Genomic DNA, 22,550 nt, shown 5'->3' on the forward strand with positions numbered 1-22,550 from the left:
GCGTGCGGATCCTCTTCGTCTGCAGCGGCAACATCTGTCGGTCGCCGCTCGGCGCCCAGGTGCTCCACGATCGCCTGGGCCCGGCGGCGTCGGTGCACGTCATCGAGTCGGCGGGCACGATCGCCGACGACGGTGCCGTGATGGACGGTGCCGCGGCCGAGCAGTCCGCGCGCCTCGGGGGACACCCGGACGCGCACCGGTCCCGCTACCTGACCGAGCGGATCGCCGGGGCCGCTGACCTGGTGCTGACGGCCGAGCGCTCCCACCGTGCCGCGGTCGTGCAGCTCGCGCCGCGGGCCGCCAAACGGGCGTTCACCATCAAGCAGTTCGCGCGGGTCCTCGACGGCCTCGAGCCCGGGGACCTCGCCGACGTGCAGTCGCCCGAGGCCCTGGTCGAGCGGGTCGCCCGGCTGCGCGGGACCGTGCCGCCGCCCGCCGACCCGGCAGACGACGACGTGGACGACCCCTACCGGCGCTCGGAGTCCACGCACGTCCGGGTCGCGGACGATATCGACGCCGCGCTGACGACGATCGCGGACGCCCTGCGCGCGGTGTCCTGAGGCCTGGCCGCCCCGAGACGCCCCCGTTCACGCGAGACGCCGCCGTGTGCCCGAGACGCCGCCGAACCCGGCGGCGTCTCGACACTTCGGCGGCGTCTCGCGTCGACGCCGGCGTCTTCCGTCGTCCCCGACCGGCCGTCGTCCGGATGACGAGTACCCCGATCCCTCCGCCTGTACCCCGAACGTCGGGGGACGAAGCCCGGAGTTCCGGGCTTCGCGGATGAACATCCGGGGCTGAACCCGTGAATCGACGGGCCTCGCTGTCGACGGCGACGATCGGTGTCGTAGCGTTCACGTACTGCACCACGTACCCCGAACACGACAGGAGAGCGCGATGACCACGACCATCAACCGGACCGCAGCCGGGACCGACGTCACCCTCGACACCGAGACCGTCGACATCGTCGCCGTGCTCGAGGCCCAGGCCGCCACCAGCGCCCGCGCCTCGCGTGCCAAGCTCACCTGGACGCTCGAGGGCGACGACGAGTGGGTCGCCAACTACGGCGGCTACTTCGGTGGCTCCGTCGACAAGCGCGACAGCCGTTACGTCGCCTCGGACACCTTCGGCCTGGTCGTCGGCGAGTTCGCGTCGCTCGAGGACGCGCAGACCGCGCTCGCCGGGCACCTGCACGTGATGCTGCCGTCGGTCATCCGCCCGACCGCGTAGCGCTCTCCGCTCCGTCGACGACGCCCCGCTGGCCACTGGCCGGCGGGGCGTCGTCGTGCGTGCGGCGTGCACGCCCGCCGCGACGTCACTCCGGCAGGCGGTACGACCCCACCGTGATCGCGTGGGCACCCTGCCCGGCGAGCACCCGGACGACGGCATCGGCGCGGGCCCGGTTCGGCACCGAGTCCTTCGCCGCCCACGACGCCAGGGCCGACTGCAGCTCGTGGTCGTTCGTCACGATGCTCGTCGTCACGGTGCCGCTGCGGTCCTCCGGCTGCACGAACGTCGCCGCCGAGGGTGCCGAGTAGAAGACGCACGTGTCGAACCACGTCCGCGAGACCGCGGTCTGCTCGTCGACGAACCGGGCGAGCCGTCGGGCCTGCTGCCGGACCTGGTGCGCCGGCGACGCCCCCTTCGCCTGCACCCGCACCTGCCACCAGTTCTCGGCCTGCTCCTCACCGTTGAGCACCGTGCGACTGCGGACCTGCACGGCGAACGGCGGCACCAGGGACGACTCGTCCACCAGGTTCCGGAACGCCGGGTGCACCTCGCTCGGCCGCCGTCCGTCGAACACGATCCCGCCCCAGCGCTTGTTCTCGATGACCAGACCCCGGCCGGACTCCGACACGAGCACGTGGTCGGCCTGTGCGACGAACTTCCGCCACGGACCCTGCTCGGTCTCGCCGACGGGCACGAACACGACGTTCGTCATGAGCACGCCGCTCACCCCGGCGGCACGGCAGGCCCGGAGGATCGCCTGCTCGGACGCCTCCTCCCACTGCATGCCGCGGCGGGCGAGCGCGCGGCTCTCCTCAGCCTCGGAGAGGGCGTCGCGTCGAGCGGCGTCGGCGGCCGCCACCTGCGCGGCGCGGTCGGCCTCGAGGCGCGTGGTGGCATCCCGGTGTGCGGCCTCGCGCTCGGCGAGCTCCGCGGTCCGCGCACGCTCGGCAGCGTCGAGTTCGGCACGGGCAGCGGTCTGGTGTCGCCGCAGGAGGACCACCAGGACGACCACCACGACGGCGAGCCCCCCGGCGACCAACCACGGCACGAGGTCGTCGGTCATGGCACCACCCCACCACGGGCACGGGCCTGGAGGCGCGTGGTGCGTCGGCGCGTCCCCGTCGCCTCCGCCGTCAGTACGGTGGGCGCATGACGCAGTCCTGCTGGTCGGCGGGTTCAGCCTGAGCCTCGTGCGTGCGCGCCGGTTCAGTCGTCGCGAGGTCGACGCCGAGATCGAGCGCCACCGCGCGGAACAGCGGACGTCCGACCCCGCCTGACCCGCAGCCGGACGACGCGGCCTGGACGTCAGTGCGCCGACGCCGCTCCCGAGCCCGAGCCCGACGCCGACCCCGCGAACCGGTCCGTCGTCTCGAGCAGCGCGTCGAGGATCCCCGGCTCGTCGAACGCGTGCCCGGCGTCGTCGATCAGCCGGAACTCCGCCGACGGCAGCGCCCGGTGCAGGTCCCACGCGGTGACGGCCGGCGTGCACATGTCGTAGCGCCCCTGCACGATGACGGTCGGGATGTCGCGCAGCCGGTCGGCGTCGCGGATCAGCTGGCTGTCCTCGAACCAGCCGTCGTGCGTGAAGTAGTGGTTCTCGATCCGGGCGAACGCCAGCGCGTACGTCGGGTCGGCGTACCGGGCGACCAGGTCCGGCCGGGGCAGCAGTGTGATCGAGGCCGCCTCCCAGCTGGCCCAGGCGACCGCGGCCGGTCCGTGCACGGCGGGGTCCGGGTCGGCGAGCAGCCGCTCGAACACGCGGACCAGGCCGCCGGGCTGCCGTTCCTCCGGGGCCAGGGGAGCGAGGTACCCCTCCCACAGGTCGGGCAGCACGTTCGCGGCGCCGCCCTCGTAGAACCAATCGATCTCGCTCGGCCGCAGCGTGAAGATCCCGCGGAGCACGAGTTCGGTGACCCGCTCCGGGTGCGTCTCGGCGTACGCCAGTGCCAGCGCGGACCCCCACGAGCCGCCGAACACCTGCCACGCGTCGATCCCCAGGTGCTCGCGCAGCTGTTCGATGTCGCCGACCAGGTTCCAGGTCGTGTTCGACGACAGGTCGGTGGTCGGGTCGCCCGCATGCGGCAGGCTCCGGCCGCAGTTGCGCTGGTCGAACAGGACGATCCGGTAGCGCGCCGGGTCGAACAGGCGTCGGTGGTCGGGGGAGCAGCCGGCGCCGGGGCCGCCGTGCAGGAACACGACGGGCTTGCCGTCGGGAGCGCCGCACTCCTCCCAGTACACCTGCTGGCCGTCGCCGACGTCGAGCATGCCGGTTCGGTTCGGTTCGATCGGTGGGTGGAGCTGGCGCACAGGCGTCCTCTCGGCGGTGGCGGGAGCGGGTGGTCGCTGCCACCGTACCGCCGCCCGTGACGTGACCGGTCGGCGGACGGGAGGCCCGTCACCAGCCCGCCCCGCGCCTCCCGTCCGACTGCCTGCTCGCCCGCCGGACCACCGGACCGCCGAGGCGGGCCCGTGCCACGATGGGCGCATGCCCGTCGTCGAGTCCCGCTGCGTGATCCCCGTCGAGGTGGCGGTCGCCTTCGCCGTCTCGCAGACCCAGGGTGCGATCCGGAAGCGGTGGGACCCGTTCATCCGTCGCCAGCACCTGGTCGGCGGCGCGACCGTGCCGGGCAAGGGCGTTCGGACCTGGACCGTGCAGCGGTTCGGGTTCGCGATGGAGAGCGAGTACGTCTCGTACAACCCGCCGTCGAACGTGGGCATGAGGATGACGAAGGGCTCGTGGTTCTTCGAGCGGATGGGCGGCGGCTGGCGGTTCAGCGAGGCCGAGGGGCAGCCGGGGCACACCCTGGCGGTCTGGCGCTACAACTTCACCTGTCGGCCGAAGTGGCTGGCGCCGCTCGCCGAACGGATCGGCGTGCTCGTGCTGCAGCGGGACATCGACCGACGCATCGCGGGCTTCGCGCGCGGCTGCTCCGACCCGGTGGTGCTGGCGCACGTGGCGGGGAGCACCGCGGCCTGAGTCGCCCGCCCGGCGGTGTCGAGCGTCGTGGTGCCCGGACGGCGCCGAGTGCCTGCCTCCGGTCGCGTCAGAACCAGCGCAGGACGAACTGTTCGAGCACGTTGCGGGCGACCGCCACCGGGCCGCGGGCCGGTTCGCCGCTGTCCTTGCCGATCGCCCGGAGCAGCGCGGTCTGTGCCTGCTCGTAGTCGCGCCGCTGTTCGCCCGAGTAGTCCTCGGGCGGGGTGGTCCGGCTCGTGGCGACCGACTCGAGCTGCCGCATGCCGTACCGGAAGCCGACCGGGCGCGGGGCGGAGTCGATGAGCTGCGCGAGCCGCCGGTGCGGGTAGCGAGCGGGGGCGCCGGACGCGGCCGCGATACAGTCGGTCAGTCCGCGCAGGCCGGCTTCGGCACCGCCGGTCCGCAGGTGCACGAGTCGCGCACGGCTGCACAGGTCGTAGAGCACTGCCTCGTCCATCCGGCTCCTTCCGGTCCTCGGACAGCGTGGCACAACCACGGGGAGCGCGGGGTTCCTCCTTTCGATGCAGGTCCGGCAGGTGCCTCCCTCCGCCGGTCGTTCCGGAACGGCGGAGTTCCTAGCGTCGACGTCATGACGAACACCATCGAAGCCCGGTCGACGACCGGCACCGCGCCGCAGGAACGCCGCGGCGTCCCGGGGGTCATCACCCGGCATCCGCTGCTGACCTTCTTCACCCTCGCCCTCGGCCTGAGCTGGCTGGCGTGGGTGCCGTACATCCTGTCGCCGCACGGCATGGGTGTGTGGGACATCCACTTCCCCGAGGTCCTGGGCAGCGCCCAGTTCACCGGCGTCCTGCCCGGCGCCCTGCTCGGCCCGCTGGGCAGCGCGTTCATCGTGACCGCGGTCGCCGACGGTCGCGCGGGCCTCCGTCGCTGGGTGGGACGTCTGTTCCGCTGGCGGGTCGCCTGGTACTGGTACGCGCTGGCGCTCGTCGTCGTCCCGGCCCTGATCGTCCTGTCCGCGGTGCCGTTCGCCGGCGGTGACGTGCACGCCCCCTCCGCCCTGGCGCTGTCGGCCCTGGTGCCCGGACTCGTCATCCAGCTGTTCTCCACCGGCCTCAGCGAGGAGCCCGGCTGGCGCGACTTCGCCCTGCCCCGCCTGCAGCACCGCTTCGGTGGTCTCGGCGCCGCAGCCGTCCTCGGCCCGATCTGGGCGCTCTGGCACATGCCGCTGTACCTCAGCGACTGGGGCGGGTGGCCGAACGCGCACTGGAGCGAACCCGTCGTCTTCGCCCTGTTCACGATCACGTTCAACGTCGTGATGATCCAGGTGTTCAACAAGACCGGCGAGAGCCTGCCCCTCGCCCTGCTCCTGCACGTCGGCGTGAACAACACGATCTCGTCGCTGTTCCCCGAGATGTACCCGAGCATGACCGCCGGCACGCTGATGATCGGACTGACGATCATGTCGACCGTCGCCGCCGTGGTGCTGCTCGTCGTCACCCGCGGTCGTCTCGGCTACGACCCGGCACGTCGGGCGCTGCCGATCGACGCCCCGATCCCGTCGCGTGCCACCACGAGCCTCGTAGGATCGCACGATGGCAACCGCTGAGCCGCGCCCCAGTGCGCCCGGATCGGCGCCCGGGTCCGCGTCCGCGCCGGGTGTGACCGCTCGCCAGCGACGCGTGGACGTGCTCACCGCGCTCGGTACCGCAGTGGTCGGGCTCGGACTGCTCCTCGGCCTGCCGCCCCTCGACGCCGCCGATCCCGACGTCATCGTCAAGGTCGGTGCCTACCCCGCCGTGGCCAGCGGCCCGTGGCTCGTCCTGGCCCTCGCACTGCTCGTCCAGTCGGCGGTCCTGCTCGTCGCCCGACGGGTGCCCCGCGCGGTGCTCGTCGCGGTCAGCGCCGTCCCCGTCGTCGCCGTCGCCGCACCGACGACCCTGCACGGGCTCCTGCTGCTGCCGGTCGTCGTCGCCGTGGTCCTCGCCGTCCTGCGGGCTCCGCTGGCACGGATCTGGCCGGCGCTCGTCGCCACTGCGGTCCTCGTCGTCCTCGCCGAGGGAACCGTCATGTACACCGCCTACGGCGCGGGCCGTAACGGAGTGTGGCTCGGCCTGACCCGATCGGCCGGACAGGGCTTCCTGCAGGCCTTCGGCACGGTCGGACTGCCGGTGCTCATCACCCTCGTGGTCCGGGCCCGCCGCGAGGTCCGCGCCGCCCGCACCGCCGAGGCCACCGCCGTCGACCGCGAGGCCGACGCCCACATCGACGCCGCCGTCTCCCGCGAACGCGCCGCCATGGCACGGGAGCTGCACGACATCGCCGCCCACCACCTGTCCGGCATCGCGCTGATGTCCGCCGTCATCGACCGCCAGATCGACACCGACCCGGAGCGTGCCCACGAGGGGGTCCGCCAGGTCCGGGAGCAGAGCACCGCCGTGCTCGAGGACCTCCGCCGCCTGGTCGGCCTGCTCCGCGACGACAGTCCCGCCGAGCGCGCGGTGGAGACCGTCACCGGCATCGTCGACCTGGCCGAACGGGCCCGGTTCCGCAGTGACGTCCGGCTCGACGTCCGGCCCGCAGCCGGCGTCGGAGACGCAGCGGTCGCGCCCCGCCCGCTCGGCGACGGCGTCGGCCCGCTCGCCCAGCTCGCCGCCTACCGCACCGTCCAGGAGGCCCTCGCCAACGCCGCCCTGCACGCCCCCGGAGCGCCGTGCACCGTCACCATCGACGACCGTGCCGACGACCACCTCGCGATCCGCGTCGAGAACGGGCCGGCCACCGTCCCCGCACTCGGCAGCACGCCGGCCGGGGGGAACGGGCTGCGTGGCATGCGTGAGCGGGCAGAACTGGTGGGGGCGAGCCTCCAGGTCGGTCCGACGGACGCCGGCGGCTGGACGGTCAGCCTGCGTCTCGGCCGGGAGGCCCTGCCCACCCCCGCCCCGCCGGTCGCGACCACGCAGCCCGACCCCACGGAAGGCCCACGATGACCGACACGACGTCCGACGGCCCGACCATCCGCGTCCTGGTCGCGGACGACCAGCCGCTCGTCAGGGCCGGCGTCTCCGCACTGCTCGACGCGGAACCCGACATCGAGGTCGTGGCCGTCGCCGCCGACGGCGGCCAGGCCCTCGAGCTCGCCCGGAGCACCCGACCGGACGTGGCGGTCCTCGACATCCGGATGCCCGTCCGGAACGGCATCGAGGTGGCGCGCGAACTCTGCCGCCCCGACGCCGACCCGGCCGTCCCCGCGCTCATGCTCACCACGTTCGACATGGACGACCTGGTGTTCGGTGCCCTGGAGGCCGGGGCGTCCGGGTTCCTCCTCAAGGACGCCGAACCCGACGTCATCATCGGCGCGGTCCGGCAGGTCGCCGCCGGCAACGGCACCCTCGACCAGGCGCTCACCCGACGGGTCCTGCGTGAGTTCGCCTCACGCCGGAGCCTGCAACCCGTCACCGCGGACCGGGTCGACGGCGTCCTCACCGCCCGCGAACGTGACGTGCTGCTCCTGCTCGCGCAAGGGATGTCGAACGAGGAGATCGCTGCATCGCTCGTCGTCGAGGTCTCCACGGTGAAGTCACACCTGGCACGCATGCTGCCGAAACTCGGTGTCCGGTCCCGCCTGCAGGCCGTCGTCTGGGCCTACCAGAACCGGATCGTCACCGTCCCGGAACAGGGCGTGTAGAGCCGATCGGCGCAGGCGAGCGTGCGCCGCGCGCTCGGCTGTCACTCCGCGGGTGCATGATGAGCGCGGCCGTCGTCCGCACGGCCCGGACTGGAGAGCACCACCGTGACCGAGACCCGCGCCTCGTCGCAGTCGTCAGACCACCCCTCGGGTGGGCACGACGCCCAGCCCGGTGACGCCGGCCCCGGCGACGACGCCACGCGCCCCGCGAAGGCCGCGCAGCGCCCCGCCAGCCGGGAGGCCCGTGGGCACCGTGGCAAGGCCGGTCTCGCCCTCGCTGCGCTCGGCGTCGTGTTCGGCGACATCGGCACCAGCCCGCTCTACTCGATGCGCACGGTGTTCTCCGTCGACGGCGGCATCGTGCGGCCCGTCCCCGAGGACGTCTACGGCGTCATCTCGCTGCTCTTCTGGTCGATCACCATCGTCGTGTCGATCAAGTACGTCCTCGTGCTCATGCGCGTCGACAACCACGGCGAGGGCGGGGTGATGGCGCTCGCCGCACTCGCACGACGCCTGCACGCCAACCGGCCCGGCGGCACGACGGTGTTCCTGATCATCGGCATCGTCGGGGTCTCGCTGTTCTACGGCGACTCCGTGATCACCCCGGCGGTGTCGGTGTTGTCTGCCGTCGAGGGCCTGGGCACCGCAGCCCCGTCGGTCGAGCACCTCATCGTGCCGATCGCCGCCGTGATCCTCATCGGCCTGTTCATCGTGCAGCGCTTCGGCACCGCCAAGGTCGGCGCCTCGTTCGGCCCGGTCATGCTGCTCTGGTTCGTCGTCATCGCGGTCGCCGGCATCCCGCGCATCGTCGAGCACCCGGGCGTCCTGCAGGGGCTGTCCCCGACGTGGGCGATCGCGTTCCTGTTCGCGCACCCGTTCATCACCTTCATCGCGATGGGCGCCGTCGTCCTCGCCATCACCGGAGCCGAGGCGCTCTACGCCGACATGGGCCACTTCGGGCGGATGCCGATCCTCCGCGCCTGGTTCTTCGTGGTGTTCCCCGCGCTCGTCTGCAACTACCTGGGCCAGGCCGCCCTGGTGCTCGAGGACCCGACCGCCACGAAGGACCCGTTCTTCCTGCTGTTCCCGAACTGGGCGCAGCTGCCCGTCGTGATCCTGGCCACCGCGGCGACCGTGATCGCCAGCCAGGCCGTCATCTCCGGCGCGTTCTCGCTCACCCGCCAGGCCGTGCAGCTCGGACTGCTGCCGCCGCTGACCATCCGCCAGACGTCGAAGCGCGAGGGCGGCCAGGTCTACCTGCCGGCCGTCAACCTGCTGCTCTTCATCGGCGTGATGGCGATCATGCTGGCGTTCCGCTCCTCGGCCGCCCTGGCCACCGCGTACGGCGTCTCGGTCACCGGTGCGCTGGTCGTCGACACCCTGCTGCTGCTCGTCGTCGTCAAGCCGCTCTGGCGCTGGGCGACCTGGAAGCTCGTCACCGTTGCCGTGGTGTTCGGCGGCCTGGAGCTGACGTTCCTCGCCGGCAACCTGTCGAAGGTCCTGCACGGTGGGTGGGTGCCGCTGCTCATCGCCCTGGCCGTGATCACCCTGATGACGACGTGGCACCGCGGTCGGCAGCTCGTGCAGATCGAGCGTCGGAAGCGCGAGGGCTCGCTCGCCGACTTCATCGAGACCGTCAACGCCGACCACATCCCGCGCGTCCCGGGCATCGCGGTGTTCCCACACCCGAACAAGGAGACGACCCCGCTGGCACTCCGGGCGAACGTCGAACACAACGGCGTCGTGCACCAGCGGGTCATCATCGTGTCCGTCCTCACCGCCAACGTGCCGCACGTGGCGCTGGAAGAGGCCTTCCGCCGTGACGAGCTCGGCTACGACGACGACGGCATCGACCACATCACCATCACGTTCGGGTTCTCCGACGACCAGGACCTGCCCGCCGCCATGCGTGCCGCGTGCACCGCCGGCCTGATCGACCTGTCCCAGGAGGACATGTCGAAGGCGTCGTACTTCATCTCGCGCGGCGCACTCCGGACCGGGGCGGGCAAGGGCGGGATGGTGTCGTGGCGGCGGAAGCTCTTCGTCGCGATGGCGCACAACGCCGCCGACCCGGCTGCACGGTTCGGGCTGCCGCTCCGCCGCACGGTGACGATGGGCAGCGACGTCGAGGTCTGACGGGCGGCTGCGCGCGGGCGGCGGCGCGCGCCGAGGTTCGCGCTGAGCGACACCGTTCGCGCGCCGACGGCCGCGGGTTGTCGCTGAGCGCGAGTCTCGCGGCGGCGCTCAGGCCGGGAGGCGCTCGGCGGCACCCGGGACGACCAGCTGCCACGGGCCTCCACCCCGGACCCGCGTCAGGTACAGGCGGTAGCTACCCGGCTCGGCCAGCGGGTCGCCGTCGACGTACTCGACGGGCTCGCCGCTCGACGTGCACTGGTCGGAGGTCGCGATCACGTCGATCCGGTCGCCGAGCGTCCGGCCCTTGCGCACGTCGGTGATCGCTGCCTCGTACACGCGGTAGCGGCCGGCCACCTCGACCGTGCGGTCCGTCGAGCGGACGTCGGCGTCGACGACGAGGGACGCTTCGTGCGCCTGCTCCGCCGGGGTGAGTGAGACGTAGTCCACACACTGCCCGGCCGTCGTCGCGCACCCGGCGAGGCCGCCCCCGAGCGTGCACACGATCCCGATCGTCAGCGTTCGCTTCCCCCGCCCCATGCCGCCAGTGTGCTGCACGCGTCCGGCGCCGTCCAGGTCCGCCGAGCCTCGGCCGGGCGGACGAGGCTCGGGCCCCGGAGCCCGCAGAGTGTCCGCCAGGCCGAGGCTCGGCCCGGGCCGGGCCGGGCCGGGCCTGGCCGGGCCCGGGCCTGGCCGGGGTTCGCGCTGGGCGACAGCGCTCGCCTGCGGTCGGCCGCGCACTGTCGCTGGGCACGCGCCTCGTGCCGCGGCACCTACCGGCGGAGACGCGCCAGCTCGCCCCGGTAGCCGCTGAGCTGCCGGACGAGCCCCTCGCTGGCCCGCGAGCCGCTGAGGTCCCCGAGCAGCCGGTCGACCCGCCGCAGCACCGCCTGCTGGTCCGACCGCGAGAGCTCCCGGAAGCGGTCGGCGTCCGGCAGCTGTCCCGGCCAGCCGTCGTCGTCGTCCGAGGTCGCGCCCGTGGTCTGCACGACAGTCGACCCGGTCGCCGGACGGACGGTCTCGGGGGAGGACTGCGGGCTCGCGATGGTCGCCGCCGCGGCGCCGGTCCCCGCGATGGCCAGGATGAGCGCCAGGGTGGCCAGGCTGACAGCGGTCTTCTTCTGCATCACGTGCTCCGTTCGACGGCCGCGGGCTGCGGCGCTGCCGCGGACTGCGGCAGACCGCTCACTGCGGCAGGACCAGCTTCTGACGAGGCGGGCGTCAGGCGCATCGGCGGAAGGTGGTGGGCCTCCCGTCCGTTCGACTGATCGTCCGGACGCGCGCGCTCCGTCGTTCGGGGGAGGCGCGGAGTCGCCTCGGGCGGCTAGCCTCACGCCATGCGTCCAGTCTCGATCCCGCCGTGGGTGCGCGCTGCCGTGGCCGGGGTCGTGTTCCTCGCCGTCGCGCTCCTGACGATGGAGGGGCTGCACCGCGCCGGCTGGTACCCGACGAGCCTCGACGACTACCGGGTCACCGCGGCCCTGGTCGCGCTCTGCATCGGCGTCGGCCAGCGGCTGCCCTACCCGCTGCTCGTGGTGGTCGCGGTCGTCGTCGGCTGGCCGCTGTGGACGTTCGGCGTGCTGACGGTGCGCCTCATCCCGCTCGTGATCGCCGTCTACCTGGCGTGTGCGGCCGGGCGCCGGGTGCTCGCCGTGCTGGCGGTCGTCACCCTGCCGGCCGTGACCGCGCTGCTCCTGCCGTTCAGTTTCGCGCCCGCGGACTCCTGGGCACTCGCCGTGCACCGGTGGCCGCTCGCCCTGCTGCTGGGCCGGACGCTCCTGGAGACCGCCGACTGGTCGACGATCGTCCTGATGGGGATCCTGCTCGTGGCGTCCGCCGTCCTCGGCCGCGCCACCGCCCGTCGCCGTCGGTCCGAGCTCGTGCTGCAGCGGCGCAACGAGGAACTCGTCCGCCTGCGCGAGTCCGACCAGGCCCGCATCGCGTCCGAGGAGCGGACCGCCGTCGCCCGCGAGGTCCACGACGTCGTCGCCCACCACATGGCCGCCATCGTCGTCCGTTCCCAGGCGCTGGTCCGGGTCGGGGTCGCGGACCAGGCCGAGTTCGCCGAGTACGCCTCGTGGGTCGCGGGCACCGGGCAGCAGGCGCTGTCCGAGATGCGGAAGGTCGTCCGGGTCCTCCGCGCGGGCGGGGACGGCGGCACGACCGATGCCCCGGTGTCGCTCCGGGGTGCGCTCGAGGCCGCCGTCGACCGCGTCCGCGCGACCGGAGTCCGGGTGGACGCCGACCTGCGCGTGCCCGGGAGCCTGGGCGTGATGCAGGACTTCGCCGTCCTCCGTGTCTGCCAGGAGGCCCTGACCAACACCCTCGTGCACTCCGACGGCTCCTCGGTGCGGATCAGTCTGGCCGCGTCCGAGGACCGCATCCGCCTCGAGGTCCTCGACGACGGCGGCTCCGGCGGCAGCCCCCGGGTGCCGGAACTCGCCGTCGGTGGCGCCGGGATCCGCGGGATGCGGGAGCGCGCCGCGTCGATCGGCGGGGTCCTGGACGCCGGGCCGGCCGCGGGTGGCGGGTGGCGGGTCACGCTCGAGGCACCCCGGGAGGCGCGGGTCCCGACGGCGGGCAGCGTCCGGCCCGGTGCGGGGTCGGGTGGTGCGGGTGGGCCGGCTGACGTGGCTGGGCCGGCTGCCGCCGGTCCTGTCGCTTCGGCTGGGCCGGATTCGGCTCCGGCTTCGGCTCCGGCCGGCGCTGCCGGTCCCCGGGTGGTCGCGTCGTGATCCGCGTGGTGATCGTCGACGACCAGGCCGTGGTGCGCACCGGCCTCGGCATGATGGTCGACGCCGAACCCGACCTGACCGTCGTCGGGCAGGCGCCGAACGGAGCCGAGGCGATCGCCGTCTGCGCCGACCTCCACCCTGACGTGGTGCTCATGGACGTCCGGATGCCCGGACTCGACGGCATCTCGGCCACCCGCTCGATCGTGTCCGACGGCACCGCGGGTGCAGTCGTCATCCTCACGACGTTCGATGACGAGGAGTACCTGCTGGACGCCGTGCAGGCCGGTGCACTCGGGTTCCTGCTCAAGGACGCGGGCCCGGACCTCATCGCCGCCGGGGTCCGTGCGGCCCACACCGGCGACACCCTGATCGCGCCGTCGATGACCCGGGCGCTGCTCGAGAACCGGCTGCTCGGTGCCCGGTCCGGTGGCGCGGGCGGTGGCGCTGCGGGGTCGACCGCGCCCGCTCCGCCTGCCGAGCACGCCCCCGCGCTGGCGTCGCTGAGCGCCCGCGAACGGGAGGTCCTCACCGCCCTGGTCCGCGGCGCCAGCAACGCGCAGATCGCGAAGGACCTCTGGATCAGCGAGGCCACCGTGAAGACACACATCAGCAGCGTGCTCGGCAAGGTCGGTGCCGCGAGCCGGGTACAGGCCGTCGTCTTCGCGTACGAGAGCGGCTTCGTCCGGCCCGACTGGTCCGCGTAGTCCCGCGGGCCGGCGAGGTTCGCGGTGAGCGACAGGGCTCGCGCTGCTCGCTGCGTGCCGTGTCGCTGGGGGCGAGCCTCGGCCTGGCGGACAGTTCGCGCCTGCCGGGGGCCGCAGGGTGTCCGCGTGGCCGAGTCTTGGGCTGGAGGCGCGTGGCGGGGCCGGGACGGGCCTCCCGGCCGGCGAGGTTCGTGGTGGGCGACAGCGCTCGCGCTGCTCGGTGCGTGCGGTGTCGCTGGGGCCGAGCCTCGGTCTGGCGGACAGTCTGCGCCTGCCAGGCGGCGCAAGTTGTCCGCACAGGCGAGCCTCGGCGCGCGCCCGGCGCGCACGCACGTACGCGCGCGCCCGCCTCAGGCCGCGCGGGAGCGGGACAGCGGCGCGGCCGCGACCTCGGTCGGCTCGGCGGACGCGGCCTCGCGGCGGATCGCGATGACCGTCACGTCGTCGTCGTGCGGCACCTCGGCGGCCCGCTCGGACAGGGCCGCGACGATCGCCGCCGGCGTCCGGTCGGCACGCGCCAGCTCGGCGACCGAGTCCACCGCGTCGTCGCGTCCGCCGAACAGGTCGAGCACGCCGTCGCTGAACGAGATGAGCAGGTCGCCCGGCTCGAGGGTGCCGGTGGTGGTCGCCCACTCGTCGCGGAGGCCCATCCCCAGCGGCAGGTCGACCGAGCGCAGGCGCTCCACCCCTCCGGCAGCGCGGAGGATGAAGCTCAGCCCGTGCCCGGCGTCGGCCCACTGCAACCCGCCGTCGTCGTCGATCCGCGCGTGGAACAGCGTGGTGAAGGTGACGTCGGTGCCGGCACCCTCGGCGGCGAGGCCGTCGGAGGCGCGGCGCAGGGCCTCGGATGCGTCGTCGACCGTGCGGGCGCTGCGGATCGTGGCGCGGACGGCGGCGGCGATGAGTCCGGCGCCGACGCCCTTGCCCATCACGTCGCCGAGTCCGACGGCGATGCCGTTCTCGGTGCGGTACCAGTCGAAGAAGTCGCCGCCGACGCTCTTCGCCGGCATGCAGGTGCCGGCGACGGTGACGCTCTCGCCCAGGCCGTCGCTCGAGGTGGGCAGCAGGGAGCGCTGCACTGCGGCGGCGCGCTCGATCTCGGCGCGGACGCGGACTTCGCGGGCCTCGGCGGAGCGGACGGAACGGCGGGCGCGGCGGGAGAGCTCGTGCACGATGACGGCGACCGTGCCGAACACGACGACGGTGATGCCGAGGCGCACCAGCTCACTGGCGCGGATCACGGAGCTCGGCTGCAGCAGGTACGGCGCCAGGATCACGATGGTCACGCCGAGGATCGAGTAGGCGATCGTGCGTCGGCCGTCGAGCGACGCCCACCACACCACCGGCAGGACCACGAGCGAGGTGAACACGGACGCGCCGGCGCCGGTGCCCGTGCGGAACAGGGCGAGGGACACGAAGTCGACGGCCAGCAGGATCGGCACGAGCGGGACCGCGCGCGGGAAGTGTGCGGCGAACGCGGCGAGCAGGGTCGCGACGCCGACGGTGACCAGGCTGGCGAGGAACATCGTCAGGTCGCTGATCTCGAGCGTCGGCAGCGTCACGGTCAGCAGCGCGCCGAGGGCCAGCAGGCCGCTGATCGGAGCCTGCCGGACGAGGGGGTTGTCGATGACGCTGGTTGGGCGAGACATGCTCAGCAGAGGCTACTGGACAACGGGGTGGACCGACGGGGTGTCGACCCGAAGAGGGGCCACGCCGGACGACAGGTGTCGGGCGGTGCAGACGGCGGGACACCCGTTGTCGGGGTGCCCCGCCGTCGTCTGCATCGTGGTGCCGTGCCGCGGACCTACTCGGCCCGACGGTGGCGTCGTCGGCGCTGTGTCAGCAGCAGCCCGCCGGCGGTGAGGAGCACCAGGGCGAGGACACCGAGGGGCACGACGTTCGCACCCGTCCAGGCGAGGGCGCCGTCGCCGGCTGAGGACGAGCCTCCCGGTTGGATGCCCGCACCGCCGACACCCGAACCCGAACCGGAACCAGGGCCGGCACCGGCGCCAGCACCCGGCGCGGGAGCAGGCGAGCCCGGCGCGGGAGCAGGCGAACCCGGCCCGGGCGACGGCGAGGCCGTCGGCGGAGCGGCCGCCGCCGCCGTCACCGTGAACCCGACCCGCGCCAGCACCACGCCGCCCACCGAGGCGGACACCGTCACCCGCCCGGAGGCCGTGGCCGGCACCGCCAGGTCGCTGCGGAACGTGCCGTCGGCACCGGTGCGCACGGTGACCTGGCCGCCGAGCGCCGGCGTCGTCGACAGCGTGACCGTCGCCTCCGCCGGGAACCCGGAGCCGGTCACCGTCTGCGGGTCACCGGCGGTGGCCGTCGGCGATGCGACCTGGAGGCTCGGCACCGCAGCAGCGACCCTCGAGTACCGCACGATGGTCCGGTCCGTCACCGAGCGCTCGGCGACCGGCACGGTGATGGTGCGGCTGTCGGCGTCGTACGTCCAGTCGGACGCGGCGACGGGAGCTCCGTCGATCGTGACGGACGCGGGGCGGTCGGCGTCGGTGAACGTCGCCGTCCACGAGCGGTCGCGCACCTGGCCAGTGAACGAGCCGTCGGCGGGGGCGATGTCGAGCGTGCCGCCGTCGGCCTGCTGCGTGAACCGCATCGTGGTCGACGCGGAGTTGCCCGCGGCGCGGGCAGAGGAGGCCGCCGCGGTCGGCTGCCCCTCGCCCGAGTCCTCGTGCAGGGCGAAGGTGCCGTCCGCGCCGGTCGCGACCGTCACCGTGACCGCGTCGAGCGGTGCGGCGTCGTTCGCGACGTGGTGTGAGCGGGTCGGGACGATGCCGCCGCTGCGGACGAACACCGGCATGGTGGTCAGGTCCGTCGTGACGTCGGCCGTCGTACCGCCCTGGTAGGTCGTGCCGGTGAACCAGTCGGTCCACGAGTCGCCGGCCGGGAACCAGACCGAACGGGTGGCCTTCCCGGTGTCGTCGTTCGCGGTGGTGACCGGGGCCACCAGCACGTCCTTGCCGTAGAGGTACTCGGAGCCGGCCTGGGCGTAGGACTCCTGCGCCTCCGGGTACTGCAGGTAGAGCGGCTGCAGCATCGGGGTGCCGGTCGAAGAGGCATCGGCGGCCAGGGTGTACGTCAGGGGGAGCAGGTCCTCGCGGAGGTTGAGGAACTGCTTCGCCGACGCGTTCGCCTCGGCCGGGTACTGCCAGGGCAGCCGGTCGCTGTGGTTGCTGTGCAGGCGGTCGATCGGCTGGAACGCACCGAACTGCACCCACCGGGCGTACATGTCCGGCGGCAGCTGGGTCGTGCCCGGCTCCTTGCCCGCGATGCCGTACTGCGCACCGTTGTGGCCACCGATGTCGTGGCTGATCGCGGACAGGCCGGTCGCTGCCGACTCACCGGGGGTGTAGCCGACCTGGGCGGCGAGCTCGTCCCACGAGGACGTGGTGTCCCCGGTGAAGTGCACGGTGGTGCGCTTGTCGGCCCAGGGTCCGGTCGGCACGGCCTGCGGGTTGCCGTAGCCGCCCGCGGTCAGCGAGCCGTAGGCGCGGGAGAACGCCAGACCGCGGCCCTTGAGCTGCTCGTCGGTGTACTTCGCGTACTGCTGGTTGATGAACGCGTCCGGCGTCACCCCGTTGGCGGAGTACTTCGAGTTCTCACTGCAGCACCAGTCGAGCCACCACATGTCGACGCCCTCCGGCTGCAGCGAGGTGTGCAGGTCGAAGTAGGCCTTGAGCTGGTCGCGGTCCGACCAGTCGAACAGGTAGCGGTCGCCGTCGCCCTTGGTGAGCTTGCCCTTCGCGGTCGCCTGCGCTGCCGCGAACTCCGGGTCCTTGCTGGAGATCGACGGGTGGATGTTGAGGGTGTTGTGGATGCCCTCGGCGTGCCAGTCGGCGAGCAGGCTCGTCATGTCAGGGATCCGGGCCGGGTCGACCGACCAGCCGTCCCACTTGCTGTCGCCCTCGTTGGTGGGACTGCCGATCTTGTAGTCGGTGTCGATCGCCATGACGTCGACGGGGACGCCCTCGTCCTGGAAGCGCTTCGCGATGTCCAGGTAGTCCTGCTGCGACCGGTCGTAGTACTCGGAGTACCAGACGCCGTACGCCCACTGCGGCAGGAGCTTCGACGGCCCGGTCAGGGTCGCCAGGTCCTTCAGCGCGGTCGTGTACGCGGTGCCGTACCCGAAGACGTAGCCGTCCTGGTAGCCCTTGCCACCGTGGTCACCGCGGGGCGTGGTCTGCTCGGTCGCCGGGTCGTACAGTGCCGACGCGGTGTCGTCGAGCAGCGACCAGCCGTCCTGGTAGAGCAGGCCGGGGTTCGTCTTCGCGGCACCGTTGGCGGTGTCGAGGTCACGCCGGTAGCCGCCGAGCGGGGCGTGTGCGGCGAGGACGGGCGACGCGGTGTCGACGACCGCGATCGTGTCGAAGTTCACGTTGCAGTTGGCCGCCACGGTCGGACAGCCGATCGCGATGTCGTTCGTGCCGGCGGCCAGGTGCACCGGGATGGTCGCCGTGTTCCAGTAGTCCCAGCCGCTGGTGCGCGGGAGCTCGCCGGTCGTGGCGGTCTGGCCTGCGGGGGCGGCCGTCAGCGTCGGCGTGCCGGCCGACCCGTTGGCGTACCGGACCTGCAGCGCGTAGTCGCCCGCGGCCGGGACCCCGGTGACGTGCGCGGTCATCTGCGCGCCGGCGCGCTCGAACCCGGCGACGAAGCCGTCCCCGGCGAACCCGTTGTGGTTCGTCGCCACGGTCGCGGGGTCGCTGCGTGCGGCGTCCTCGGCCTGGCAGACGACGCCGAAGGCGCAGTCCTGACCGGCGGATGCTTCGGCGGGTGCCGGGTAGGCGCTTCCCGCGGGGACGATCGCCAGGCTGTCGACGTTCACCCGACCGGAATCGGCGTCACCACGGACGACCTTGATGGTGTGCTGACCGGCGGTCAGGTCGAGGGCTGCGGTGGTCTGCTTCCACTCGTCCCAGTTCGTGCCGGCCGGCAGGCTGAGGGTGACCGGGGCGCGGTCGTCGACGACGATGCTCAGCGTGCGGGTCTCGACCTTGCCGTCGCCGCCCTGGTTGTTGGCGTACCGCATGGCCAGGTCGTACGACCCGGCCGTCGCGACGTCGGTGCGGAACGTCATCGAGTTGCCGACGTTCTCGAACCCGGCGGCGAACCCAGCGCCCGTGTACCCGGAGTGGTCCGTCGCGTTCGCCAGGCCCTGCAGCGCGAGTGCCTCGCCCTCGCAGAGCGTGCCGATCGCACACGAGGGCGTCCGTGCCGTGACCCAGGGGGAGCCGGTGACGGCCTGGCCCGCGGAGGTCTCCAGCGTCACCCGGAGGTTGTCCTGGCTGAAGTCGCCGGTGCCCTGCCGGTACTGCACGGTCATCGACCCGGTGTCGAGCGTCAGCCAGCCGTCCTGCACGGTCTTGGTGAACGGCGTCGGGGCGAAGTCGTCGCGCCCGACCACGTTGAACGTGCCCTGGTCGGTGAACTGCCCGTCGCCCGCGTACTCGGTGCGGATCAGGGTGGGGGAGAGCACCTGGAAGCGGGCCTCGCCGGACACCACGGTGCGGGCGTCGGGAGCGGCGGCTGCCGGCAGGGCGGAGATGCCGAGCCCGCCGAGCGCGAGCGCTCCGACGACGGCTGTGGCGAGTGACGACCCGAGGAAGCGACGGCGCCCCCGGCTCGAGATGAGAGTGGGACGCAAGGGATGGACTCCTCGTGGACGACGTCGTCCGGTCTGATCGGTGGCGCGGGCGCCCCCTAGGCGCCCGCGTTACAACGTGGGAAACTGTAGGGCGTCATAGCTCCTGCATGGAAGACCGCAAGGAGGATGGGCGCCGTCGACGGCGCTCAGCGGATCAGACGGGAGGCGCGGGTCGGCTCAGCGAGGCCAGGTCGCGACGACCGCCACCGCGTTGAAGAGCACGTGCGCCATGATCGCGCCGCCGATGCGGTTCGTCATCGCGACCAGGGTGCCGGTCAGCGACCCGAGCACGAAGATCGTCAGGAACACCCGGAAGCCCTCGAGCTGCGTCCCGCCGGCACCGAGCAGGACGTGCAGGACCGCGAACAGGAACGCGGTGAGGAACACGGCCAGGAACCGCGTGCGCGGGGTGAGTTCGGCGGCCATCCGGCGCTGGAACAGCCCACGGAAGAAGACCTCCTCCAGGAACGGACTGACCAGCACGATCCCGGTGGCCGACACGATCAGCAGCGTCTCGTCCGGGGTCCCGAGCGTCGGCGCCGGGGTCAGGCCCGTCGAACCCGTGAACGCCAGGCCGAGGAACACGTCGAACACCCGGCACAGGATCACGATCCCGATCGCGAAGATCGCGTCACCGAGTCCCAGGCGCAGCCGGGCCGCGCGGTCCGTGCTCGCCGATCGGCGCAGCACCCAGACGATGCCCGCGACGAGCGGTAGCCAGACGGCGAAGTCGGCCACCAGCACCTGCATGACGGGCGGCTGGATCTTGCCGGCGGTGTTGAACCCCGACGCGACCCGGGCCAGGATCACCGCCACCCCCAGCGCGACCAGCAGGATCACGAGGTCCCGCTGACGGCTGGTGTCGGGCTCGGCGTGGGTCACGTCGGACTCGGTGCTCATGGGCTCACCGTAGAGGACGGGTGGCCCAGAACGGCCGATACAGCCGAGCGTTGCTCGATCATGTGGCACTATTTGAATGCCGTACACCGGGACATCCCCGGGCACTCGTGTTGGGACCACGGGCGAGCGGCGGGATCGTCGGGGAAGGCGGGCCGCGTGGAACTACGCGACTACATCACCGTGCTACGTAAGGGATGGGTCCTCATCCTGGTCTTGGCACTCGTCGGAGTTGCCGCTGCCGCGGGCTTCTCCCTGCTCAAGAAGCCGGTGTACTCCGCTTCGGCGCAGGTCTTCGTCTCGACGGAGACCTCGGGCAGCGCGAGTGACCTGGCTCAGGGGAACACCTTCACCCAGCAGCGCGTCCTGACGTACTCGAACCTGGTGTCGACGCCGATCGTGCTGCTGCCGGTCATCTCGAAGCTCCAGCTCGACATGAACGCCGACCAGCTCGCGACGATGGTGTCCGCGACCGCGCCGACGAGCACGACCCTGATCTCGATCAGCGTGAACGACACGGACCCGGTGCAGGCCGCGAACATCGCGAACGCGACCTCGCAGAGCCTGACCAACGTCGTCGAGGACATCGAGGCCACCGACGCCGACGGCAAGAGCAGCGTCAAGCTCACCCGCGTGAAGCAGGCCGACGTGCCGAGCGTCCCGGTCAGCCCGAACGTGCCGGTCAACGTCGCACTCGGCCTGCTCGTCGGGCTCGCCCTGGGCGTCGGTATCGCCGTCCTCCGCGAGACGCTCGACAACCGCGTGCGCACCGAGCAGGACGTCGAGAAGATCAGCGACAAGCCGGTCGTCGGTGGCATCGCCTTCGACAGCAAGGCCTCGGAACGTCCGCTGATCGTGCAGGTCGACCCACGCAGCCCGCGCGCCGAGTCCTTCCGCACGCTCCGCACGAACCTGCAGTTCCTGGACATCGGCACCGGCGCACGCACCTTCGTGATGACGTCGTCCGTGCAGTCCGAGGGCAAGAGCACCACGGTCGCCAACCTGGCGATCGCGCTCGACAGCGCAGGCTTCCGCGTGATCCTCATCGACGCCGACCTGCGCCGTCCCCGCGTCGCCGAGTACATGGACGTCGAGACCAACGCCGGTCTGACCGACGTGCTCATCGGCCGCGCCGAGCTCGAGGACGTCGCCCAGCCCTGGGGCCGCGGCAACCTGGTCGTCCTGCCGGCCGGACAGATCCCGCCGAACCCGTCCGAGCTGCTCGGGTCCCGCGCCATGCAGGACCTGATCGAGCGGCTCGAGGGCGAGTTCGACTACGTCCTGTTCGACGCCCCGCCGCTGCTGCCGGTCACCGACGCCGCGATCCTGGCGAAGAAGGCCTCCGGTGCGATCGTCGCCGTGGCCTCGGGCAAGACGCACAAGGGCCAGTTCGCCGCTGCGGTCTCCGCACTCGAGAGCGTGGGCGCGCCGATCGCCGGCTTCGTCATCACGATGATGCCGGTCCGTGGCCCGGGTGCCTACGGCTACGGCCGGTACGGCTACGGGTACGGCTACGGCATCGAGGACGAGGACACACCGAAGGTCAAGCCGCCCAAGCGCGGCGGGAAGAAGCTCGGCGCCCTGAGTCGCGCCGAGCGCTGAGTGAGGTCGGGGGACATGGACACTCGCCGGGGGACCCGAAACCTCGGTTCGTCGCTCACGCGGACGACCCTGGTCTGGGTCGCCATCGTGATCGTCGTGCTGGTCGTCATCGACATCGCACTCGTCACGCTCGCCCTGGGACGCACCGCACCGAACTCCGGTGACCCGGCGGGCCCGATCCCGACCTTCTCCAGTTCTCCGCGCTCCAGCGAGAGCGCGTCCCCGACGCCCAGCGCGTCGGCAGGTGCGGCAGACGCTGCGTCAGCCCGCCGTCTGCTGTCCGCCATCGACGGCAAGGAGGCATGGCGAGCCTCCAGTACGTCGTGTTCCGTTGACAAGCCGGTGCTGGAGCACTCGGTGGACGGCGGGGCGACCTGGGTCGCGGTCGCCCTCGGCGACGACGTGCGCACCCTGACGGGGCTGCGTGCCACCACCAGCGGCGTCTCGATCCTGACCGGGGTCGGCGACGACTGCGCCATGACCGTCCGAACGAGCACGGACGACGGTGCCACGTGGTCAGCCGGTCAGCCGGGCGCCGCCGGTGCCGGGGTCAGCGACGCCGCCCTGCAGCTGCAGAGCGGCCGCGTCGACTCGCCGTGTGCCGACCCGGTCGACGCCTACCAGGGGCAGTACACGACGCTCGTCGCATGCGCGGACGCCATCGCTTGGCGGAGCGGGACCGGGTCGTGGGTGACGGCACCGATCGGCGGGATCCAGTCCATCGCCGACGCCGGCAACACCTACACACTCGCGCGCACCGGCGGTGCGACGTGCGCCGGCGTCGAGATCGCGAGCCTGGCGGCCGTGAAGGTGACTGCCTCGTCGACGGTCAGCCCCGTCGGATGCTGGACGGGGGGCGCGAGCAGTGGGCCGGTCGCGATCGGTCTGGCAGACAAGAACCTGTGGGCCTGGTCGGGCGACACGGTCGCGGTGTCTGCGGACGGTGGTGCTTCGTGGTGAC

General features: G+C 72.7%; 19 protein-coding genes. 11 read left to right on the forward strand and 8 right to left on the reverse strand.

The annotated features are described in order from the left end of the window. The first annotated feature begins 2 nt into the window (after window positions 1-2). Together SOM35_RS11985 and SOM35_RS11990 are read left to right on the forward strand one after the other, a co-directional pair. Entirely contained in the window at window positions 3-560 is a 558-nt protein-coding gene (locus tag SOM35_RS11985) for an arsenate reductase/protein-tyrosine-phosphatase family protein (RefSeq protein WP_320515552.1), read from the forward strand. Window positions 561-894: 334 nt separating this feature from the next. Next, window positions 895-1,227, forward strand: a complete 333-nt coding sequence (locus SOM35_RS11990) for a hypothetical protein (RefSeq protein ID WP_111074836.1) — start codon at window positions 895-897, stop codon at window positions 1,225-1,227. A gap of 85 nt (window positions 1,228-1,312) precedes the next feature. Here SOM35_RS11990 and SOM35_RS11995 read toward each other — a convergent pair whose 3' ends face one another. Continuing rightward, window positions 1,313-2,290: a hypothetical protein gene (locus SOM35_RS11995; protein WP_320515553.1), complete on the reverse strand. Its 978-nt coding sequence runs from the start codon at window positions 2,288-2,290 to the stop codon at window positions 1,313-1,315. A gap of 242 nt (window positions 2,291-2,532) precedes the next feature. Further along, a complete protein-coding gene (gene pip / locus SOM35_RS12000; protein ID WP_320515554.1) occupies window positions 2,533-3,534 on the reverse strand; it encodes a prolyl aminopeptidase in 1,002 nt (333 codons plus the stop codon). A gap of 178 nt (window positions 3,535-3,712) precedes the next feature. Between pip and SOM35_RS12005 the strand changes: the two genes are divergently transcribed. Continuing rightward, window positions 3,713-4,204, forward strand: coding sequence for an SRPBCC family protein (locus SOM35_RS12005; protein ID WP_320515555.1), 492 nt, complete (start codon window positions 3,713-3,715; stop codon window positions 4,202-4,204). Between the two features lie 67 nt (window positions 4,205-4,271). On the opposite strand, the gene SOM35_RS12010 is transcribed toward SOM35_RS12005, so the two are convergent. Further along, window positions 4,272-4,661 carry a hypothetical protein gene (locus tag SOM35_RS12010; protein ID WP_221850091.1) on the reverse strand — a complete coding sequence of 130 codons (390 nt, stop codon included), beginning with the start codon at window positions 4,659-4,661 and terminating at the stop codon, window positions 4,272-4,274. Between the two features lie 132 nt (window positions 4,662-4,793). On the opposite strand from SOM35_RS12010, the gene SOM35_RS12015 reads away from it, so the two are divergent. The 4 genes from SOM35_RS12015 to SOM35_RS12030 all read left to right on the forward strand — a co-directional run bounded on the left by SOM35_RS12015 (window position 4,794) and on the right by SOM35_RS12030 (window position 9,989). Then, window positions 4,794-5,774, forward strand: coding sequence for a type II CAAX endopeptidase family protein (locus SOM35_RS12015; protein WP_320515556.1), 981 nt, complete (start codon window positions 4,794-4,796; stop codon window positions 5,772-5,774). Continuing rightward, window positions 5,761-7,155, forward strand: a complete 1,395-nt coding sequence (locus SOM35_RS12020) for a sensor histidine kinase (protein ID WP_320515557.1) — start codon at window positions 5,761-5,763, stop codon at window positions 7,153-7,155. Before SOM35_RS12015 ends, SOM35_RS12020 begins: the two co-directional genes overlap by 14 nt. Beyond that, entirely contained in the window at window positions 7,152-7,853 is a 702-nt protein-coding gene (locus SOM35_RS12025; RefSeq protein WP_320515558.1) for a response regulator transcription factor, read from the forward strand. The genes SOM35_RS12020 and SOM35_RS12025 overlap by 4 nt, the downstream gene beginning before the upstream one ends. A 105-nt stretch (window positions 7,854-7,958) precedes the next feature. Further along, entirely contained in the window at window positions 7,959-9,989 is a 2,031-nt protein-coding gene (locus tag SOM35_RS12030; protein WP_320515559.1) for a potassium transporter Kup, read from the forward strand. A gap of 108 nt (window positions 9,990-10,097) precedes the next feature. Here the strand turns inward: SOM35_RS12030 and SOM35_RS12035 are convergent, their stop codons facing one another. Beyond that, window positions 10,098-10,526: a hypothetical protein gene (locus SOM35_RS12035; protein ID WP_320515560.1), complete on the reverse strand. Its 429-nt coding sequence runs from the start codon at window positions 10,524-10,526 to the stop codon at window positions 10,098-10,100. Between the two features lie 233 nt (window positions 10,527-10,759). Then, window positions 10,760-11,113: a hypothetical protein gene (locus tag SOM35_RS12040; protein WP_320515561.1), complete on the reverse strand. Its 354-nt coding sequence runs from the start codon at window positions 11,111-11,113 to the stop codon at window positions 10,760-10,762. A gap of 210 nt (window positions 11,114-11,323) precedes the next feature. Here SOM35_RS12040 and SOM35_RS12045 point away from each other — a divergent pair, with 210 nt between their 5' ends. Together SOM35_RS12045 and SOM35_RS12050 are read left to right on the forward strand one after the other, a co-directional pair. Continuing rightward, the gene (locus SOM35_RS12045; protein ID WP_320515562.1) at window positions 11,324-12,721 is read left to right on the forward strand and encodes a sensor histidine kinase; all 1,398 of its coding nucleotides are present in this window, start codon (window positions 11,324-11,326) and stop codon (window positions 12,719-12,721) included. Further along, window positions 12,718-13,425, forward strand: coding sequence for a response regulator transcription factor (locus SOM35_RS12050; protein WP_320515563.1), 708 nt, complete (start codon window positions 12,718-12,720; stop codon window positions 13,423-13,425). Before SOM35_RS12045 ends, SOM35_RS12050 begins: the two co-directional genes overlap by 4 nt. Before the next feature lie 350 nt (window positions 13,426-13,775). On the opposite strand, the gene SOM35_RS12055 is transcribed toward SOM35_RS12050, so the two are convergent. From SOM35_RS12055 to SOM35_RS12065, 3 genes are all read right to left on the reverse strand, one after another. Continuing rightward, window positions 13,776-15,074: a PP2C family protein-serine/threonine phosphatase gene (locus SOM35_RS12055; RefSeq protein WP_320515564.1), complete on the reverse strand. Its 1,299-nt coding sequence runs from the start codon at window positions 15,072-15,074 to the stop codon at window positions 13,776-13,778. A 155-nt stretch (window positions 15,075-15,229) separates the two neighbouring features. Then, window positions 15,230-19,090: a TIM-barrel domain-containing protein gene (locus SOM35_RS12060; RefSeq protein ID WP_320515565.1), complete on the reverse strand. Its 3,861-nt coding sequence runs from the start codon at window positions 19,088-19,090 to the stop codon at window positions 15,230-15,232. Between the two features lie 177 nt (window positions 19,091-19,267). Next, window positions 19,268-19,990 carry a CPBP family intramembrane glutamic endopeptidase gene (locus SOM35_RS12065; RefSeq protein WP_320515566.1) on the reverse strand — a complete coding sequence of 241 codons (723 nt, stop codon included), beginning with the start codon at window positions 19,988-19,990 and terminating at the stop codon, window positions 19,268-19,270. 156 nt (window positions 19,991-20,146) lie between these two features. Between SOM35_RS12065 and SOM35_RS12070 the strand changes: the two genes are divergently transcribed. Together SOM35_RS12070 and SOM35_RS12075 are read left to right on the forward strand one after the other, a co-directional pair. After that, window positions 20,147-21,589, forward strand: a complete 1,443-nt coding sequence (locus tag SOM35_RS12070; protein WP_111074851.1) for a tyrosine-protein kinase domain-containing protein — start codon at window positions 20,147-20,149, stop codon at window positions 21,587-21,589. A 15-nt stretch (window positions 21,590-21,604) separates the two neighbouring features. Then, entirely contained in the window at window positions 21,605-22,549 is a 945-nt protein-coding gene (locus SOM35_RS12075; protein ID WP_320515567.1) for a beta propeller repeat protein, read from the forward strand. Window position 22,550 lies beyond the last annotated feature (1 nt).

Source organism: Curtobacterium sp. CFBP9011, assembly GCF_034045095.1.
In the GTDB taxonomy this organism is placed as follows: Bacteria; Actinomycetota; Actinomycetes; order Actinomycetales; family Microbacteriaceae; genus Curtobacterium.

Excerpts from the sequence above, each read along its gene's own strand:
- SOM35_RS11990 (WP_111074836.1), top strand. The coding sequence starts at position 895 with ATGACCACGACCATCAACCGGACCGCAGCCGGGACCGACGTCACCCTC.
- SOM35_RS11995 (WP_320515553.1), bottom strand. The coding sequence starts at position 2,290 with ATGACCGACGACCTCGTGCCGTGGTTGGTCGCCGGGGGGCTCGCCGTC.
- SOM35_RS12005 (WP_320515555.1), top strand. The coding sequence starts at position 3,713 with ATGCCCGTCGTCGAGTCCCGCTGCGTGATCCCCGTCGAGGTGGCGGTC.
- SOM35_RS12010 (WP_221850091.1), bottom strand. The coding sequence starts at position 4,661 with ATGGACGAGGCAGTGCTCTACGACCTGTGCAGCCGTGCGCGACTCGTG.
- SOM35_RS12015 (WP_320515556.1), top strand. The coding sequence starts at position 4,794 with ATGACGAACACCATCGAAGCCCGGTCGACGACCGGCACCGCGCCGCAG.
- SOM35_RS12020 (WP_320515557.1), top strand. The coding sequence starts at position 5,761 with ATGGCAACCGCTGAGCCGCGCCCCAGTGCGCCCGGATCGGCGCCCGGG.
- SOM35_RS12025 (WP_320515558.1), top strand. The coding sequence starts at position 7,152 with ATGACCGACACGACGTCCGACGGCCCGACCATCCGCGTCCTGGTCGCG.
- SOM35_RS12035 (WP_320515560.1), bottom strand. The coding sequence starts at position 10,526 with ATGGGGCGGGGGAAGCGAACGCTGACGATCGGGATCGTGTGCACGCTC.
- SOM35_RS12040 (WP_320515561.1), bottom strand. The coding sequence starts at position 11,113 with ATGCAGAAGAAGACCGCTGTCAGCCTGGCCACCCTGGCGCTCATCCTG.
- SOM35_RS12045 (WP_320515562.1), top strand. The coding sequence starts at position 11,324 with ATGCGTCCAGTCTCGATCCCGCCGTGGGTGCGCGCTGCCGTGGCCGGG.
- SOM35_RS12055 (WP_320515564.1), bottom strand. The coding sequence starts at position 15,074 with ATGTCTCGCCCAACCAGCGTCATCGACAACCCCCTCGTCCGGCAGGCT.
- SOM35_RS12065 (WP_320515566.1), bottom strand. The coding sequence starts at position 19,990 with ATGAGCACCGAGTCCGACGTGACCCACGCCGAGCCCGACACCAGCCGT.
- SOM35_RS12075 (WP_320515567.1), top strand. The coding sequence starts at position 21,605 with ATGGACACTCGCCGGGGGACCCGAAACCTCGGTTCGTCGCTCACGCGG.